Source organism: Faecalibaculum rodentium (assembly GCF_001564455.1).
Taxonomy (GTDB): Bacteria; Bacillota_I; Bacilli_A; order Erysipelotrichales; family Erysipelotrichaceae; genus Faecalibaculum; species Faecalibaculum rodentium.
The window spans coordinates 2003694-2021266 of record NZ_CP011391.1 but is presented as its reverse complement, the minus strand read 5'-3'; the positions used below and the strand labels follow the sequence as shown (position 1 = coordinate 2021266).

Here is a 17573-nt window from a genome sequence, read left to right as displayed (position 1 = left end):
ATGCTGTCGGACTGATTCGGCGACGATTCGCCATTCTGACAGGAACCTTCCTCACAGCATCCCGCATCATCCTCGACACGGCCAGCCTGAATGTCACTTTCCTGAAAGCAGCGGGGCACCCTGGCGCCTCCAGGCGACAGGGTGCCTGGCTGCTACAGGATGGTCACCGAAACGTTCGGGTTCACGAAGGGGGTCACAGGGGGCAGGGCAATGCCCAGGGTCTCCCGCAGCACATCCTCCACCGTTCGGACGGGAACGATCTCCAGCTTTTCCTTCACAGATGCCGGAACCTCCGCCAGGTCCTGCCGGTTGTCCCAGGGAATCAGCACCTTTGTGATTCCCGCACGCTGCGCGCCATAAAGTTTTTCCCGCAGCCCGCCGATGGGCAGCACATTGCCTGACAGCGATACCTCGCCGGTCATGGCCAGATGGCTGGAAACCGGACGACCTGTCACCAGGGAAGCCAGGGCGGTGAAAATCGTGATGCCGGCCGACGGTCCATCCTTCGGGGTCGCACCCGCCGGGAAGTGAATGTGCAGATCCCGGTCCTTGAAGAGGGCCGCATCCATGGGCAGCCGGCTTTTCAGCAGCGACAGCGCGATCCGGGCGGATTCCTTCATCACATCCCCGAGCTGGCCTGTCAGGATCATCTGGTTCGTGCCAGGCATGTCCGTGGTTTCAATGAAGAGCACTTCACCGCCCACAGCCGTCCAGGCAAGGCCCGTCACCACACCCGCCGGGTTGGAGTCCTTGACCTTCTCGTGCCGGGCAGTCACCGGCCCCAGGATCTCTTCCAGATTCGCAGCTTCCACCGTCACCCGGCCATCCTTCAGGATCTTCTCCGATTCATGCCGGGCAATCGTCGCAATGCGCTTCTTGAGCCCGCGGCAGCCGGCCTCCATGGTGTAGTTATCCACCAGGGTTTCAATGGCGCTGTCGGTGATCACCAGCTGGTCTTTTTCGATGCCGTGGTCCCTGAGCACTTCGGGAATCAGGTGATCGTGCGCGATGTGGAATTTCTCCTCGCCGGTGTAGGACGGCACTTCAATGACCTCCATGCGGTCCAGCAGCGGTCCGGGAATCGTGTCCAGGCTGTTGGCCGTGGCAATGAAGAACACATCCGACAGGTCATAGGGCTGGTCCAGGTAGTGGTCGCTGAAGGTGTCGTTCTGCTCCGGGTCGAGCACTTCGAGCATCGCTGCAGCGGGATCGCCCGAGAAGCCCCCCTGCATGAGCTTGTCCACTTCATCCAGAATCATGACCGGGTTGGTCTGTCCGGCTTTCTTCATGGACTGCAGGACACGTCCTGCCATGGATCCCACGTACGTCCGCCGGTGGCCCCGGATCTCGGATTCATCCCGGACACCGCCCAGGGACATCCGCACATAGGGACGGTCCAGCGCTTCCGCGATGGATTTCCCCAGGGAGGTCTTGCCGGTTCCCGGAGGACCCACCAGCAGCAGGGCAGAGCCTTTGTTGGTTTTCCGCAGCCGCATCACCGCCAGGTGCTGCACGATGCGTTCCTTGACCTTGTCCATGCCATAGTGCCGGGAGTTCAGGATTTCCCTGGCTTTGTCCAGGTCGGCTTCCTGCACCGGCTCCTTTTTCCACGGCAGGGATAGCGCAAACTCCAGGTACGTGCGGATGTTGTCCGTCTCCGGACCTGCCTGAGACTGGTTTTCCAGCTTCCTGGCTTCCTCCAGCATGGCTTCCTGGATCTCCTCCGGCATGTCGCTGGCCATGATCCGTGCCCCGAAGGAATCATCCCGGTCACCGTCGGCCTCGCCGGTGGTTTCCTCCAGTTCCTCTTTCAGGGCCTGGATCTGCCGGCGCAGTGCCTGTTCCTTATAATACTTGGAGGCTTCTCCCGACAGCTTTTCCTGCATTTCCAGGTTCAGGGAAATCATTTCCTTCTGCCGCAGCAGCAGGTCAATGAAGTGCAGACAGCGTTCCTTCACCGAATCCATCTCCAGGAGCTCGAAGCGTTCCTGGGCGGACAGGGGCATGTACTGGGCCAGATACGTGATCAGCTGGTTGATGTCGCTGTATCCCTCCGCGATCCGGGCGATACGCTCGCCCCCGCGGATCCTGGACGAAATCTCCTTCACCAGGTTGCGGATGTACCCCAGCATGTCCTGGACAGCGCGGTCATCCAGGTCCTCCTGGTCCGCCGCCAGTTCATACACCGCCGCAGGGAAGCGCCCGCCGATCATCTGCACGATCTGCACACGCTGCAGTGTCACCGCCGTGGCGTCACTGTCTTCCACGGACGTGATCATGCACGTCACGCCATAATTGTAAAAATCTGTATCTTTCCATGTATCCCGGCCGGATTCGCTGCGGACGGGCACAGCCACAAACAGGTCCTCCTGAAGCCGGTGGATGTCCGTTTTGGACAGGTCCTTGAGTCGAATCGTGGTGCCAGGCAGCAGAAGTGTGCCTGGTACCGGCAGCACGGGAGCCGAATAACTTTTGTTTTCGATTTCCATCTGGTTTCCTCTACTTTCCAAGTGCCTGATGGGATCCATGCAGTCTGTATCCCCGCAGGCGGCGACACAGGCAGTTTTGACAGCGGGTATCCGCCGGAGGAACTGTGGGCATGCACTGATCCCATTGTTACTGTCAAATTATAAGATTAGGTCCTGTTTTTGTCAATACACCTACTTTTCATATCTGGTAAGTTTTGACGATTTTTTTATGCTGATGAGGGCAGACAGGGACCCTTTCCGTCTGTGGTGCTGCCGGCGACAGTCATCATCAGCAGACAGGGAACGCAGCGCGCAGGCTTGCAGCGGGAGGAAAGAGAGCAGATGGTCCTGTTTTAGAACCGGCTCCTGTTTTTGATACCCGCTTTGCAAAATGGTACAATCAGCCAGAGGTGACCTGTGATGAAGGAAATGATAGTGTATGCCAGCGAGACGTGTCCCATGCGGGCGGCATGCCGGGCGCTGGAGGGAAAGTGGAAAATCCCCATGATTTATGTGCTGAATGAAAACGGCACCCTGCGCTACAACGAACTGAAGCGGGCGCTGGGGATCACCAACATGATGCTGTCCAATACCCTCAAGGAACTGGAGGAGGAAGGGCTGGTGATCCGGGTCCAGTACAATGAAATTCCTCCGCGGGTGGAATACCACCTGTCGCAGCTGTCGAGGCAGCTGATTCCGGTGCTGGATGCCTTCTGTCAATGGGGGGAAGTGCTGCTTGCCCAGGAACAGCGTGCGTGCCGGGCGGGCGATGACTGCCGGGATCCGGAGTGACGGCCCGCGGACAGAAGGATCTCCGGGGGCAGAAAACGTAAAAACCCGGCAGCTCAGCTGACCGGGCAGATGATTGGCGTCAGGTGCGAATGACCGAACTGGTGGAACATCTCCGAAAGGCCGCCGGTCATGGAACAGAGGTTCTTCATGATCGTGTGCCTGGAAAGCTCCGAGAGTGTCATGTTGCGCTGCAGAACCGCGTGTTCGTAATACGCCACGAGTTCTTCCTCCGTGAAGGTCCTGTCCATGCTCATGAGAGAGGCGAGGTAGATCGCCGTGATGAGCCGCAGGCTGGATTCGCGGCCTGAGAGACAGATTTCGGGAAGATGGGAGACGATCCGGCTGTAGTTTTCCCGGGTGGCTTCCATCATGGCTTCGGTGTCCGTCACACCCAGCACCTCCCCGGCGGCTTGTGCGAACAGTCCGGAAAATGTGTGCCAGGTGAGCCTGGTGAACATTGAATGCTGCATAATCCTGTTCTCCTTCTTCTGCTGATGTATGTTTCACAAATAACTCTGTGTTTCACAAAGAATAAGGAAAGAGTACAATACCGGACTCTGCCCGTAAATCGTCCGGAACCCCGCAGCGGGTCAATGGTGACAGGTCCCGCATGGCTGCCACAGAGGCAACCGCTTACACAAAACACCTGTATCTCTCAGCAGTCCGGCTGCATGACGGAAGCTTCCTGTTCCCGTCGTTCCTGCCGCTCGGCTTCCTCCGCGGCAATGAATTCCGGGGACTCGATGAGGGTCCAGAGATCGTCGATGTACTGCGAGAGCAGGAAGTGAAACAGCTCGTTGAGAGAATGAGATTCCAGAAACCGGATGAGCCTGGGGTCTTCGGTATCGCAGGTCAGAGTGCATTTGAATTTCATGATATGATTTCCTCCTGACAGGACCATATCAGGCCTTCGTCAAAAAGAAGTGACATTCCGGGAAAGTTAAGGTGGAAATATGAAAAAAACGCTCACAGGCCTCATGCTGGCAGCAATGCTTGCCCTTTCGGGCTGCAGCACGGCCTCTCCTGCACCATCGGCACAAGACAGCGCAGGATCCTTCAAAGACAAAGAGACAGCAAAGAAGACCCCGGCGGCCGATGGATCCGTTCCGGCATGCAGCGGCCAGGACACGGCTTGTGATGCAGATGCAGGAACAGACAGCCGACAGGGGATGGAGGAGATCTCCTTTGAACAGGCACTCCAGGACCTGGAACACGGGAAGACAGGAATCTACTATTTCGGGTTTGAAAACTGCCCCTGGTGCCAGGAGGCAGTGCCGCTGCTGCTGGAGGAGGCCGGAGAAACCGGACAGCAGATCCGGTATGTAAAGACCCGGGATGCGGACAAAAACCGGCTGTATGATGAGGAACAGAAAGCCCGCATCACGCCGTATATCCGCGAGTGGATGAGTGACAACGACCAGGGAGAACTGACACTGTATGTGCCCCTGGTGATCCGGGTGGAAAACGGGGAAGTCACCGGGGGGCATGAAGGAACGGTGGAGGGCCATGATGCGAAGGAACGCACCATGACCGACGCCGAGAAAGAGGAGCTGAGGGCTGTCTACAAAGAACTGCTCAGACCCTGGGACGCTGAACCAGATGCCGGCACAGGCAGCTGAAACAGCCGGACGGTCAATACAGTCCAATACGGATCGAAGCGATAAACAGACAAAAGGCGCAGAAGTCATGCCCATGTCCTGACGGGGACAGGCAGCGTTCTGCGCCTTTTCTTTTTGTGTTGTGAGCAGACCGGATGCCGGAACTGTTTGTTCAGGCAGTTTCTTTCCGGCAGTCCCGGTAAAAGGATTCCAGCTGGGCTGCATCCAGCACCTTCCGGCAGTCTGGTGCCTCGAAGGCAAACAGGATCCGGTCCGTGGCGCCGCAGCAGTTCATGTCATTGAGCAGGGAAAAGGTGCCGGTTTTTCCATGATAGAAGGAATCAGGCCCCAGGTAGGTAAAGGGCTGCCCTTCAAGCTTCATGACCAGGGACAGTGCCTGGTTTTCCCGCTCAGCGGCCCATGTCTGATCCATGGCTCAATACCGTATGGAATCCGGGTGACGGATAAGGTTCTCGCTCACGAGCAGCTGGAAGGTCTCGTCTTTGTCAAACGGAACCCTGTCCTTCCAGTACCGTATGAATCGGCTCTGCTGTGCGGCCCAGCTGTCCACCGCATCCGCCAGCTTTTTGTCGGCCTCCACCTGCGTCCAGTGGGGACGGACCATGGAATAGTCGTCTTCCACCTGCGCCGCATCGAGTTCCTGGATTGAAGCCCGCAGGGCATCCACGTCCTCCAGCCAGCTTTTTTCGAACTCCAGCGGCATCCATGCTGTGGTGGCCAGTTCGAGAATGGCCGCATCCTTCAGGGATGCATCGCTTTCCCGCGACAGGTAGACATCCTTGAAGTGATAGGGACGGATGGAATACAGTTCTTCCTTTGTCAGCGGTTCCAGCTGCAGCAGTTTTTTGAAAGCTGCCAGTTCTGCCTTGGGCTGGTTGAATTCTGCCCAGAAGACTTCATAGGGAAGTCCGGAGCCGGGATCTGTTTTGAGGACCATACCCACTTTCAGCGTGCCTGTGCCTTTCCGCAGATCCGATGCGGGTTCCTCCATGATGAGTGTACGTTCCTGAATCATAGTGCAAATCGCTCCTTGTCGATTGCCTTCAGTATAGCACAGGGCTCCTGAGTCGCCGGTGGCACTGTGCCAGACAGTCTGTTATGATGGACGAAATGCAGTGCTGGACAAAGGAGGTCGCATATGAAACACATTCTGTTTGTCTGCCATGGCAATATCTGCCGGTCGGCGATGGCCAAATACATAGCCCGGTTTCTGGCGGATCCAGAAAGAGTCACCTTTGATTCCGCGGCAACAAGCCGGGAGGAAATCGGTGCAGATCTGTATCCTCCCGCAAAACGGACCCTGCAGGCCCATGGAATCCCCTTTGACCGCCATTATGCCAGGCAGGTAAAGCCCGAAGACTATGACCGGTTCGATGCCATTGTGGTCATGGACCAGAACAATCTGCGCAATATCCGCCGCATCATTTCCAGTGATCCGGAACACAAGATTCGTATGCTGCTGGACCGGGATGTGGCCGATCCCTGGTATACGGGGGATTTCGAAACTACATACAGGGACCTGACTGCAGGCATCTGCTCTTTGCTGGAGGAATCCGCAGAAAAAAACGGTACAGCCGGGAAGACAGGAAAGAGGACACAGGCATGAAACAGAATCTGCACACCCACTGCCGGTTCTGCGACGGGAAGGACACCATCGAGGATCTGGCGCGCACAGCCATCGACAAGGGCTTTGATTCCCTGGGATTTTCCTCCCACGGTTATGCCCATCCGCTGGACACCTGTTCTCTGGATGATGAACGGGAAGCCGCCTACATCTATTCCGTGATGGAGGCCCGGATCCGATACAAAGACCGGCTGAAAATCTGGCTGGGGATCGAGGAAGACCTGACAGGCCGGATCTACGCCGACCCTGCCTTTGATTACGTCATTGCTTCCTGTCATTTCATCCCGACGCCTTCGGGAGAATGGAAGCCGGTGGATTACAGTCCGGAAAAAGCCCGCGAGATCCTGGAAGAGGACTTCGGCGGTGACTTCCTGGCCTATGCCCGGGCCTATTACCGGGAAGTGAAGAAAATTGCTGCCCGCCCTGAGGCAGACATTGTGGGTCATCTGGATCTTTTGATGAAATACAATGAACAGGAAGCCATGCATCCCTTTGCCGACCCTGAATATCTGGCCCTGGCGCAGGAAGCCATCGATATGCTGATCGCCTCCGGAAAGATCTTCGAGATCAATACCGGCGCCATGCCCCGGGGTTATCGCAGCGAGCCGTATCCCCATGCGATCCTGCTGCAGTATATTCACGACCATGGCGGGAAAGTCTGCATCACGTCCGACTGCCACGCCCGGCAAAACCTGGACTGCGGGTTTGACATTGCCCGCGCCCGTGCCCGGGCAGCAGGATTTGATGAAGTCATGGTCCTGACCGACAACGGATTTGAACCGGAATCCCTGTGGGACTGAGGGAAAAGACGGAGACTGAAGACAGCACAGTGGTTGTGCTGTTTTTTTTGTGGTCAATGATGGCAGAAGGGAGGGAAGGGGGATGTGTGGGAAAAGGGATGGAGTGAGAGCAGGTTCTGTGTTTGAGACATATGTACCAGGGAATTTCATCAAAAACAGTGCCCCGCTGCGTATCTATAACCAGGGCTTGTTTGAGAAGGCCCCATCCAGACAAAGGGGCAAGGCAGCCAGACTGGTTCTGGACATCAGAAATGGAGGAATGAGTGAAAGACAAAGACATAACAGAACGACACATCCTGGAACAGCCGGATATTTTTGCGGATGTATTCAACAGACTGGTCCGCTGGTGCAGTCCGCAGCTGCCGGAAGTCCGGGCATCAGAGCTGAAGCATCTCCCGGTTCATACCTTTCGCGATACAGCCCGGGGTATCCGGGAACTGGAGCGGGATTTGTACATGAAATGGTGTCCTGACTGGAGTCCGGACGGAGCGCTGGTGATTGGAAACGAGAACCAGACAAAAGAAGAGCGGTGGACCATAGGAAGACTGCCGAATTATGCAGCAGGCAACCTCATGCGGGTGCTGGAAGACGGCGGGACTGCGCTGCCGGAGATTGGAGTCATTCTGTATTTCGGCCAGAAAAAATGGAAAGGACCCAAAACACTCCGGGAGCTCTACGGTCACCGTCTGGCATCTCTGACACCCGACCTGATTGGCAACGACCGGGTCACTGTGGTGGATATCGGAGATCTGCCGTGGAAGGTCATCGAGTCACTTGAATCAGATTTTCGCGAAATCGCAAGACTGGTGAAGTGCTGCCGCAGCGGTATCCCGTATACTGGAGCCAAAGGCAGACTCAAGTACTTTGTGGCGACTGCCCGTGTCATGGCGGCGATCGCCGGTATTGAGTTGTCAGCAGGGATGCTGGAGGAGTTGAGAAACATGAAAGAGGAGGATCAGACCATGGAGATGGTGTTTCCATTTTTAAGTCTTGCAGAGGCACAGAAAGCACGCCAGGCATGTATAGAAGCCAGAGAAGAGGGATTAAAGGCAGGAATGAGAGATGGAATTGAGAAAGGAATAGAGAAAGGAATAGAGAAAGGAATAGAAAAAGGCAAAGCCGAGGAACGGAACATCATCCGGAAAGTGATGGAGTATCTGAATCGCAAAGGCCGGGGAATGGAACTCGGTGAAATCCTGGAATCCAGCAAACGCATGGAGGAAATCCTGGAGGAAATCGCAGTCAGCGAAAGAAGCTGAGAAACCTGCCACTGGAATCCAGTCACTGGCTGCAGCGGCAGTTCCCGGAAACGAATGAGATGCCCCTGGCACCATCCATATCTGCAAAAGGCGGTTTCCTTCAAACGGAAGCTGCCTTTTGCACAGACCCGCCAGTCACGCGAATCCTCACCGGCACCGGGCATGAGACATGCACAGCCCCTGAAGCGAGACTATGATTTTTTGTATACGATGCCGGCCCGCTCAGGGGCCATCGGCACAGAAGGAGGGACCCTTATGCCCTGTACAACGATTCTGGTTGGAAAAGACGCCACATATGATGGCAGCACGCTGATGGCGCGCAATGACGACTCCGGGGCGGGGAAGTTCACGGTGAAGAAATACGTTCTGATCACCCCGGAACAACAGCCCCGGCACTATGAATCCGTCACTTCGCACATTCAGCTGGAACTCCCGGATAATCCCATGTCCTACACCTGCTGTCCGAATGTCGAACCGGGAACAGGGTACAAATCCGAGGCGGGAATCAACAGTGCAAATGTGGCCATGAGCGCAACGGAGACCATCACCTCGAATCCCCGGGTCCTGGGTGCGGATCCTCTTGTTCCCGGAGGACTGGGGGAAGAGGACTTCATCACCGTGATCCTGCCGTACATCAAGAGTGCACGGGATGGCGTTCTGTATACCGGCAGGCTGCTGGAAAAATACGGGACATATGAAATGAGCGGCATCGGCTACTCCGATGCGGATGAAATCTGGTACCTGGAAACCATTGGGGGTCACCACTGGATGGCCAGACGTGTACCGGACAACGCCTATGCCGTGATTCCCAACCAGCTGGGAATCGACTATTTTGATTTTGAGGATGCAGCAGGGGAACAGAAAAACTGCCTGTGCAGCGCCGGTCTCGAAGACTTTGTAAAGAACAATCACCTGGACCTGTCCATGGATCCCGGGGATGCCTTTGATCCCCGGGCGGCGTTCGGGTCCCATGCGGATTCAGACCATACCTACAACACGCCACGTGCCTGGTGGATGGAGCGGTACTTCAACCCCAACACCTTTGTCTGGGATGGTCCGGATGCAGATTTCCGGCCGGACAGCGACGACATCCCCTGGTCCCTGGTGCCGGAGAAGAAAATCACGGTGGAGGACATCAAGTATGTCCTGGCGGGCCACTACCAGGGAACGCCCTACGATCCCTACATGCACCACGGAGACAAGTCCATGGCCGGCGCCTTCCGCACCATTGGCATCAACCGCACAGCCTTCCTGGGGGTGCTGCAGATGAAGCACAACGGCACGTCCGTGGAGTGGCTGTCGTTTGCGGCGAATGAATTCAATGCCCTGATTCCGTTCTATCAGCACATCACCGCCACACCGGCTTATGTGGGAGACACCACAATGGACGTGAACACCAACAGCTTCTATTGGACAAGCCGTCTGATCGCGGCAATGGCTGATGCAGTGGACCGGGAAACGGCATCCATCATTGAACGGTACCAGAACAGGACCATGAATGAGGCCCATGCGATTCTCGATGCCTGCGATCCGAAGATCGCCGCGGCTGCGGATGAGGAAACCCGGGTAAAGCTGTGCATGGAAGCCAATCAGAAACTCGCGGACATGGCAGAAGCCGCCAGTCAGGAAGCTCTGTCGCAGGTCCTCTATACATTGTCGAACAATATGAAGAACGCCTTCTCGCGCAGCGATGCGTAGAGACTGAATGCCGGCTGCTGCCGGCATTTTGCGTGATGGACAGATGGCCGGCTCCAGGTGCAGGGCAGACAGACAAAGCCGGACATGGAGTCCTTGTCTGCCTGATTCCATTGAACCGGGATTGTGCTACTCTCAAATCAGCGACAGCAGTGGCCGGACCCGGCGTGCCCTGGATCTGTCACTGTGTGCCAAGGAGGTATCACTATGCCCTGTACCACACTGCTGGTCGGAAAACTCGCTTCTGCCGACGGAAGCACCCTGATTGCCCGCAACTCCGACTCCGGAGCCGGAAGCTATACCCCGAAGAAATTCGTGGCGGTCCTTCCCCAGGACCAGCCCCGGAGCTATACCTCGGTGATTTCCAAAGTCACCATCGAACTTCCGGATGATCCCATGCCCTATGCCTGTGTTCCCAACGCCATGAAGGATGAAGGGGAATGGGCTTCGGCTGGGATCAATGCAGCGAACGTGGCGATGACTGCCACGGAGACCATCACCTCCAATCCACGGGTCCAGGGAGCCGATCCGCTGGTGAAAGGCGGCATCGGCGAGGAGGATCTTGTGACCATCGTCCTGCCGTATGTCAGAACCGCAAAGGAAGGCTGCCTGCGTCTGGGATCCCTGCTGGAGCAGTATGGGACCTATGAAATGAACGGCATCGGCTTCTGCGACGGCAAAGACGTCTGGTGGCTGGAAACCATTGGCGGACACCACTGGATGGCCCGGCGCCTGCCGGATGATGCCTATTCCGTGATCCCCAACCAGCTGGGGCTCGACTTCTTCGATTTCAGCGATCCGGAAAACTTCATCGGCTCTGCGGACCTGGAGACATTCGTGAAGGACAACAGTCTGGACCTGCGGATGGATCCGGAGGAACCCTTCAATCCCCGGGATGCTTTCGGAAGCCACGATGATTCGGATCATACCTACAACACACCCCGTGCGTGGTGGGCCTTGAAGCAACTGAATCCGAATTCCTTTGCCTGGACCGGACCGGAGGCCGATTTCACCCCCGACAGCAATGACCTGCCCTGGTGCCTGGTGCCGGAGAAAAAGATCACAGTGGAGGACGTCAAATACATCCTGTCCGGGCACTACCAGGGAACGCCCTTTGATCCCTATCTGCATCATGGGGATACATCCATGGCCGGGGCTTTCCGGACCATCGGCATCAACCGCACGGATTACCTGGGATGCTGCCAGGTCAAGACCGATGCACCGTCAATCCTGTGGCTGGCCTATGCCTCGAATCCCTTCAATGTCATGGTACCGTTCTATACCGATATTACGGATACACCTGCTTATGTGCGGGACACAACGGAGGCGGTATCCACGGACAGTTTCTACTGGACGAGCCGGATGATCGCAGCGATGGCGGATGCCTGTGACCGGGAGAGCGCGATTTTCATCGAACGCTACCAGAACACGGTCGGCGGACGGTGCCGCCGGATCCTGAATGAATACACCCCGCAGATCCAGTCCGCTGCAGATGAAGGCAAAGCCGTGCAGCTGTGCATGGAGGTCAACGACAAAGTGGCGGCTGTGACGAAGGATGAAGCAGAGAAGTGTCTGGGCGAGGTTCTGAAGGCTCTGTCCAACAGTATGAAGAACGCCTTCTCCAGAAGCGACGCCTGACTGTTGTTGCCTTGCACTGCCAGACATCGGATACAAAAAACCGCAGAGTGCCGGTTCTGTCGAATGGACAGCCAGTCGCGCTCTGCGGTCTTTTTCTCCGGATCATGCACGGCCTTCCGCTTATCGCAGACTCCCGGAATCCACAAACACCAGAGTACTCTGAGCCTGCAGGATGGTTTCGCCATGAGGAATCAGCTTTTCCTTCCTCCGGAGAATCAGTGCTGTGGCCATTCCGGAAGGAAGCCGGAGCTCGGCCAGGGATTTCCCGTGCCAGCTGCTCCCGGGCATCAGCTCCACCAGCGAAAACTGCAGATCGGGATCCTCGCTGTAGTCACTGAAGGTTTTCAGGACATTCCCCGACAAATCCGTCATGTTCAGGAAACGGGCGATCCGTTTTCCGCCGGCAACATCCGCACCGTGCAGACACTGCGAACGCAGTATTCCGTGGATGCCTTCTGTCATGAAAAAGACGAAGCTTCGCAAAATCTTGTCTCCAATCTCATCTGCAACCTGGCGGCCTGCGACATTCTCCTGTATCTGTTTTCCTCCTTCGCCCTCTTCGGCTCCATAGAAGTGGTGCTTGCACGGGAAATCACGATGAACACTGTTGCGGCCGTGGAAGCCCTGGTGCGCCGGACAGTCAGGCAGCCGGGACTGCCCTTGAAGCACATGAATCACCCAGGCGGGGCCAGACAGATGGTCCATCGGCTGCAGAAGCGCGGGCTCATTCCGGAGGAAACCAGGCAGCAGTTTGACCGCCTGTACGATCTGCGCAACCGCATCCACCTCCGTCATGCAAATGAACTGCGCGCCGGCAGATTCAGCAAAAAGATGGCAGTCACGATGCCGGCCGGATTCGACTCCTTCCATCGGATCATGTTACAGGCGCTGGAAAAAGGACATTCCGGCAGGTGAACACAGAAAACCCCCGAAGCTGCGAAGACTTCGGGGTTCGATTTCACGGAGGGCCTGAACAGACAGTGGCCGCATCGGGCTGTCTTCGCAGACGATAGTCAGTGCTCCTTCTGTCTTTGCGGTTCAGACAGGTTCCTGCTCCGGCCGGTTCCTGCGAATTCTGATGGAGCCGGACGGGATGAACCCGGGACCCAGTCGGCAAAACCCGGCCCTGCAGGCACAGGACCGGGTCATTTTGTAAAACGATGGGTTTGTTTGGAAATCCTCACGCTTCCGTCTTTGGCTCTGCCTCATCCGAAGCCGGGGCTTCCAGACCGCTGTAGTGAACCACCATGTTCTCCGGCAGGATCAGGCTCGACGTGAAGGGGTCGATGATGATCTCATGACAGATCGTGGACTTCACCGCAAAGGCACAGAATTCCCGGAAGGGAACCGCCACCCACAGAAAGAAATGCTTGTACTGCTCCGGCACCTGGGCCATCGACGTGAAACAGGGATAGAAACTCCGGCCGTCTTCCGCCTTCAGCAGATCCGGCAGCAGGGGGACATCCACCTTGTAGACAAAGTTGACAGGATCCAGGGCCGGGAAGGTGTCCTTCTTCCGGGCATCCAGACCTGGCACATACACTTCCTTCAGTGCGTTGAGTTTTTCTTCAATGGCATTCATTGTGATTTGCGTCCTTTCAGGCCATACGCCGTTTCAGCTTCATTGACCGCTGTTTCCACCGCTTTGGCAACTGCTTTGACTGCCATCATCCCCGCCACGTCCAGCGGTGCCGGCACCTCGCCGGTGGTCATCGCAAACAGCGTATCGCCATCCAGCGTCATGTTCACCGGCCGGATCGTCCGCGACAGACCGTTCTGCGCCAGGGAAGCCAGTTTGTTCATCTGCGCCTTTGTGAACTGCCCATTGGTCAGCACACAGCCAATGGTTGTGTTTTTGCGGCTGGCCTCTGCATCCTGTGCCTGTTCCATTGCCCTGGATGCCTCGGTTTCATAGAGCATCCCCATGATTTCCTCCATGGACTGATCCGACTGCACACCCGCGAGCCTGGTATCAGAATCCATGGCGAAGACATCCCCGCAGGCATTGACCACCACAACGGCCCCGACCTTCAGAGGACCGCATTCAAACGCTGCCGTGCCGATGCCGGACTTCATGGCTTTCTCCGGACCCAATATCTTCCCCACTGAAGCTCCCATTCCCGCACCGGCGTTGCCGTGCCGGATCACATTGTGTTCGCTGTCCTTCGCCGCCGCATAGCCCATGGCCACATCCGGCCAGGCCGGATCCCCGACCGCCAGGTCGAAGATGTCTGCCTGCACCACGATGGGGACACTGACACCCGGTGTCACCGGCATGCCAATTCCCTGTTCACTCAGGTATTTCATCACACCCGTTCCGGCCTCCAGCCCGAACGCCGATCCCCCCGACAGCAGCACGCCGTGGATTGCCTCCACGGTGTTTTTCGGTGCCAGCAAGTCTGTATCCCGTGTTGCCGGACCGCCGCCCCGGACATCACAGCCCGCCACAGCTCCTGCCCTGCACAGAATCGCCGTGCATCCCGTTCCCAGGGCTGCGTTGTCCGCATATCCGATCTGGAACCCGGAAATATCCGTAATCGGAATGGATTTCATTGCATTTCCTCCTCTTTTTTCCTTATATAGTGTGTCTCATGCTTCCCGTCTCCTGCCGATGGTGGCAGACACGTCTCAATGCATCAGTGTTCCGCGGCAGCGGGAAACGCCGCTGCCGTTCCGGACGAAGTGTGCATCATCCTGTACGACGGTCTGGCCGCACAGTCCCGGTTGACGAGACTGTGCAGCCAGTACGGTCATACAGGTCCCGTCTCCTGATCTTTCTGTAGGGCATCCGTTGCCGGATCCGGTCTGTCTCCGACAGATCCAGCGTCACCATCCCGCTTCCTTCCTGCAGGATCACGCCATCCGGCGACACCACCAGAGAATGCCCCCAGGCCTTGTACTTCCCCCAGGCATAGTCCGGATTGCACCCCGCGACAAAGATCTGGTTCTCGATGGCCCTGGCACAAAGCAGTGAATGCCAGTGTTTCCTGCCGACAGCTTCATTGAAGGCCGCCGGCAGCAGAAGCAGCCGAATACCCGCATCCCCCAGGATCCTGGCTGGTTCCGGGAACCGGATGTCATAACAGACCAGGATGCCCATCTTTCCCCAGGGAGTCTCAAAGGTCTCAAACCGGTCACCCGGTGTGAACACCTCCGCCTCCGAGTAATGGGAGTGTGGTGTGTGCACTTCCATCAGATGGGTCTTGGCATACCGGCAGACCTCGGCTCCATCCGCATCAAACACAAATGCCATGTTGTATATGCGGCCATCCGCCGGATCCTGCCAGGGAATCGACCCGGCCAGCCATACCGTGTTTTTCCGGGCAGCTTCTGCCATGGCCTGACGGCACGCTTCCCCGAATCCCGCTGCTTTGCGGATCTCGGCATTGTCATAGGGACAGTTCCACAGTTCAGGCAGCAGGACAAACTGTGCTTTCTCATTCACGGCATTCTGCATCCGCCGAATGTTCTCCTGTACATCCCCTGTGGTTTCCGGCTCGATCAGCTGCAGCTTCAGACTGCCCTGCATGTCATTGACCATCGGCAGCGGCGACAGCTGTGTCCAGATACCCGTGGTCCTGCAGCCACTGGTAAATCCCGGCTTCCGTGACTGGCGGACAGGTTTCGGGAATGACCTCCAGCAGTTCCGGCTGGGCATTGCCCATGGCCACGCCCACATTGGCATGCTGCAGCATTTCCAGGTCATTCAGGGCGTCCCCGAAGGCCATATACGACTTCAGGCCATAATGGTCCAGCAGTGTCCGGATTCCTTCGTATTTCGAGAGTCCGTCCTTCATCATATCCATGGAGAGTTCATTTTCCAGGATCTTCACACCGGAGACCGCAAACTCGGGATGCGGCTTCCGGTGTTCCTCCACGAGAGAGAGCACCGCAAAGGTGTCGTCCGGACGCGGATGGCGGACGGGAATGTCCTTCACGCTGATTTTCGCAAACAGGTCTTCGACAGCTGGTGTCATGGCCGTCACCAGCACGTGGTTGCCGGCTGCGAACACCGGGATGGACTGGGCGGCGGCGAGCGCGTAAATCTGTTTCACCGCTTCGGGATCCACAGGATCGTCAAAGATCAGGGTCCCGTTTTGTGCATAGACGTAGCTGCCGTTGCCGGCCACGATGCCGTCAAAGGGGAACTGGTCCAGGATGCCGAGGTTTTCCAGTAGCGGCATGCACCGGCCGGAACACAGGCAGACTTTCGTGCCTCCTTCCTGCAGGATCTTCATGGCCTCCAGGTGCCGGGGCGGAATGCAGCCGGCGGCGTGGTCATAGAGCGTGCCGTCCACGTCCAGGAATATGGCATCCACGGACGGGTACGCGGTCTGTTTCGTTTCGGTTTTCATTGTCATGTCTTTATGGTAGTCCATTAAAAATTCCCTGCAAACCCGGGCGGGGAAAAACCGGCATGGAAGGAGAAACAGACATCCGTAAATGGTATATCATTTTGGTCCCTGATGTGATACGTTCAGGCTGTACAGATATAAAAGGAGGCCATCTTATGTCCACAGCACCATCCATGCATGACTACATTCTTCGACAGCCTGAGATCCTGTCCTCTGTGTATGACCGGAAAGAGAGCTGGCTGACCATCCTGCAGTCCATGCTCGAAACCCATCCCATGGAAGAAATCGTGCTCCTGGGATCCGGCACCAGCCATCATGTGAGTACAGCCGCTGCAGCCCTTGCCGAACGCCATCTGCCCATGCAGGCCAGGGCAGTACTGCCGGCGCAGTTCATCGGCAGCCGCATCCTGCATCCGTCGCGTACACTCGCCGTGGGCATTTCCCAGTCCGGCAACAGTCTCTCCACCCTGAATGCCATCCGGTATGCAAAGGAACAGGGATGTCCGGTCCTGGCCTTTTCCCTGGAGGAAGACAGTGCGCTGGTCCGGGAATGCGATGCCTGGATGCCCCTGGTCTGCGAGCGGGAACTCGTTCCACCCGAAACCCAGGGATATACGGCCGCGATCCTGGAGTGGATCCTGGCCATCCGCCAGGCAGCGGGTCTGGACACCGATGTTACAAAGGAACTGTCAGCCTTGCCGAAAGTCGTGGCGGAAAGCGAAGCCTTTGTCCGTGCACACCTGCATGACATCCTCCGGGCGCCGAAAATCACCGTCACCGGCAGCGGTCTGCACTGGGCCACAGCCATGGAGGGGGCCCTGAAGATGCGGGAGACACTGCGGCATGCGGTGATGCGGGAAGAAACCGAGGAACTGAGTCATCTGGCGGACCTGGCCTTTGAGGACGATGACCTGCTCATGGCCATCGTGCAGACGGACCGGGACCGGCAGACGGTGAATCTGGTGCGTCAGATCACAGATCATGTGCTGGAAATCGAAGCAGGTGAGGACGATTTCTCTCTGATCACCGCCGTGATTCCCTTCCAGCTGGCGGGTGCCATAGGGGCTGCGGGGCTGGGCAATGACACCTCGAAGTATCCCTATGAGATCGAGAACATTTCCCACGGCGAGGGGTTCCTGTTCCGGTAACGGATCAGCACGAGTCCCCGGACCGGTAGCGGGACGCGTCCGCACCGGTTTCGCGCAGGCGATTCCTCTTCGATGAATAATTCTGAACAGTAATTGTAGTATCCATCGGCAAAAAATGAATATAAATGAATAAAAATGGTTGATAAAGACGAATGGCTGAGGTATTCTACGGGTG

19 protein-coding genes are annotated in these 17573 nt (G+C 57.0%); 9 read left to right on the top strand and 10 right to left on the bottom strand.

Going from position 1 to position 17573, the window contains the following annotated elements; genetic code table 11:
- Positions 1–152: 152 nt before the first annotated feature.
- Complete coding sequence (gene lon / locus aalo17_RS09850; protein ID WP_067558886.1) at positions 153–2489, bottom strand: endopeptidase La; 2337 nt, start codon at positions 2487–2489, stop codon at positions 153–155.
- 399 nt (positions 2490–2888) lie between these two features.
- Between lon and aalo17_RS09845 the strand changes: the two genes are divergently transcribed.
- On the top strand, positions 2889–3260 hold the full coding sequence (locus aalo17_RS09845; RefSeq protein ID WP_067558883.1) for a winged helix-turn-helix transcriptional regulator: 372 nt from the start codon (positions 2889–2891) through the stop codon (positions 3258–3260).
- A gap of 53 nt (positions 3261–3313) precedes the next feature.
- On the opposite strand, the gene aalo17_RS09840 is transcribed toward aalo17_RS09845, so the two are convergent.
- Together aalo17_RS09840 and aalo17_RS09835 are read right to left on the bottom strand one after the other, a co-directional pair.
- A complete protein-coding gene (locus aalo17_RS09840) occupies positions 3314–3730 on the bottom strand; it encodes a hypothetical protein (RefSeq protein WP_067558880.1) in 417 nt (138 codons plus the stop codon).
- 185 nt (positions 3731–3915) lie between these two features.
- Positions 3916–4134, bottom strand: coding sequence for a hypothetical protein (locus aalo17_RS09835; protein ID WP_067558878.1), 219 nt, complete (start codon positions 4132–4134; stop codon positions 3916–3918).
- 79 nt (positions 4135–4213) lie between these two features.
- Between aalo17_RS09835 and aalo17_RS09830 the strand changes: the two genes are divergently transcribed.
- Positions 4214–4879, top strand: coding sequence for a hypothetical protein (locus aalo17_RS09830; RefSeq protein ID WP_067558874.1), 666 nt, complete (start codon positions 4214–4216; stop codon positions 4877–4879).
- Between the two features lie 151 nt (positions 4880–5030).
- Here the strand turns inward: aalo17_RS09830 and aalo17_RS09825 are convergent, their stop codons facing one another.
- Positions 5031–5291: a hypothetical protein gene (locus tag aalo17_RS09825; RefSeq protein ID WP_067558871.1), complete on the bottom strand. Its 261-nt coding sequence runs from the start codon at positions 5289–5291 to the stop codon at positions 5031–5033.
- A gap of 3 nt (positions 5292–5294) precedes the next feature.
- A complete protein-coding gene (locus aalo17_RS09820) occupies positions 5295–5894 on the bottom strand; it encodes a hypothetical protein (RefSeq protein ID WP_067558869.1) in 600 nt (199 codons plus the stop codon).
- A gap of 123 nt (positions 5895–6017) precedes the next feature.
- On the opposite strand from aalo17_RS09820, the gene aalo17_RS09815 reads away from it, so the two are divergent.
- From aalo17_RS09815 to aalo17_RS09795, 5 genes are all read left to right on the top strand, one after another.
- Complete coding sequence (locus tag aalo17_RS09815) at positions 6018–6485, top strand: low molecular weight protein-tyrosine-phosphatase (protein ID WP_067558866.1); 468 nt, start codon at positions 6018–6020, stop codon at positions 6483–6485.
- Positions 6482–7303, top strand: a complete 822-nt coding sequence (locus tag aalo17_RS09810; protein ID WP_067558863.1) for a histidinol-phosphatase HisJ family protein — start codon at positions 6482–6484, stop codon at positions 7301–7303. The genes aalo17_RS09815 and aalo17_RS09810 overlap by 4 nt, the downstream gene beginning before the upstream one ends.
- Positions 7304–7566: 263 nt before the next feature.
- Positions 7567–8562, top strand: coding sequence for a FliH/SctL family protein (locus tag aalo17_RS09805; RefSeq protein ID WP_067558861.1), 996 nt, complete (start codon positions 7567–7569; stop codon positions 8560–8562).
- Between the two features lie 255 nt (positions 8563–8817).
- Positions 8818–10260 carry a C69 family dipeptidase gene (locus aalo17_RS09800; RefSeq protein ID WP_067558858.1) on the top strand — a complete coding sequence of 481 codons (1443 nt, stop codon included), beginning with the start codon at positions 8818–8820 and terminating at the stop codon, positions 10258–10260.
- A 204-nt stretch (positions 10261–10464) separates the two neighbouring features.
- Entirely contained in the window at positions 10465–11895 is a 1431-nt protein-coding gene (locus aalo17_RS09795) for a C69 family dipeptidase (protein ID WP_067558856.1), read from the top strand.
- Positions 11896–12015: 120 nt separating this feature from the next.
- Here the strand turns inward: aalo17_RS09795 and aalo17_RS12880 are convergent, their stop codons facing one another.
- Entirely contained in the window at positions 12016–12267 is a 252-nt protein-coding gene (locus aalo17_RS12880) for a TrkA C-terminal domain-containing protein (RefSeq protein WP_158507782.1), read from the bottom strand.
- Between the two features lie 45 nt (positions 12268–12312).
- Between aalo17_RS12880 and aalo17_RS12875 the strand changes: the two genes are divergently transcribed.
- A complete protein-coding gene (locus aalo17_RS12875) occupies positions 12313–12810 on the top strand; it encodes a hypothetical protein (RefSeq protein WP_158507781.1) in 498 nt (165 codons plus the stop codon).
- 265 nt (positions 12811–13075) lie between these two features.
- Here the strand turns inward: aalo17_RS12875 and aalo17_RS09785 are convergent, their stop codons facing one another.
- From aalo17_RS09785 to aalo17_RS09770, 4 genes are all read right to left on the bottom strand, one after another.
- Entirely contained in the window at positions 13076–13477 is a 402-nt protein-coding gene (locus aalo17_RS09785) for an SseB family protein (protein ID WP_067558842.1), read from the bottom strand.
- Entirely contained in the window at positions 13474–14448 is a 975-nt protein-coding gene (locus aalo17_RS09780; protein WP_067558839.1) for a P1 family peptidase, read from the bottom strand. Before aalo17_RS09780 ends, aalo17_RS09785 begins: the two co-directional genes overlap by 4 nt.
- Positions 14449–14584: 136 nt before the next feature.
- Positions 14585–15424: a nitrilase-related carbon-nitrogen hydrolase gene (locus aalo17_RS09775; RefSeq protein ID WP_158507780.1), complete on the bottom strand. Its 840-nt coding sequence runs from the start codon at positions 15422–15424 to the stop codon at positions 14585–14587.
- Position 15425: 1 nt separating this feature from the next.
- Positions 15426–16256 (bottom strand): HAD-IIB family hydrolase, encoded by an 831-nt coding sequence (locus tag aalo17_RS09770; RefSeq protein ID WP_158507779.1) that lies wholly within the window; start codon positions 16254–16256, stop codon positions 15426–15428.
- Between the two features lie 149 nt (positions 16257–16405).
- Between aalo17_RS09770 and aalo17_RS09765 the strand changes: the two genes are divergently transcribed.
- The gene (locus aalo17_RS09765) at positions 16406–17398 is read left to right on the top strand and encodes an SIS domain-containing protein (RefSeq protein ID WP_067558830.1); all 993 of its coding nucleotides are present in this window, start codon (positions 16406–16408) and stop codon (positions 17396–17398) included.
- Positions 17399–17573: the final 175 nt, after the last annotated feature.